The sequence below is a fragment of the Lysinibacillus sp. GbtcB16 genome (assembly GCF_019091145.1).
Classification (GTDB): Bacteria; Bacillota; Bacilli; order Bacillales_A; family Planococcaceae; genus Lysinibacillus; species Lysinibacillus fusiformis.
This window is the reverse complement of sequence record NZ_JAGXJV010000432.1, coordinates 1-269: the sequence shown is the minus strand read 5'-3', so window position 1 is coordinate 269 and position 269 is coordinate 1. Positions and strand designations below refer to the sequence as shown.

At 30.9% G+C, this 269-nt stretch carries 1 pseudogene; it reads left to right on the top strand.

The window, feature by feature from the left end:
• Window positions 1-269 (top strand): annotated as a pseudogene (locus tag KVT27_RS24805) (response regulator); the annotation flags it as partial.

Here is a 269-nt window from a genome sequence, read left to right as displayed (position 1 = left end):
TTTAATTAAACCATTTACATTTGAACGAATTAAAGAGGCATTAACTATATAACGAGAAAAATTTACTTTCATGAAAGAACAACAAAAAATCAGTCAATCGGAATTAGATTCGTTAATATTACAAAAAGAAAAAAGAGAGCCTACTGTCACTAAAGAGCTTCCGAAAGGTTTAACGAAGCAAACGTTGCAATTAATTTGGCAGAAGATCGAGTCTCTGAATGGAAGAGTATTTACAACAGATGAAATGGCACAATTAGTTGGAATTTCAA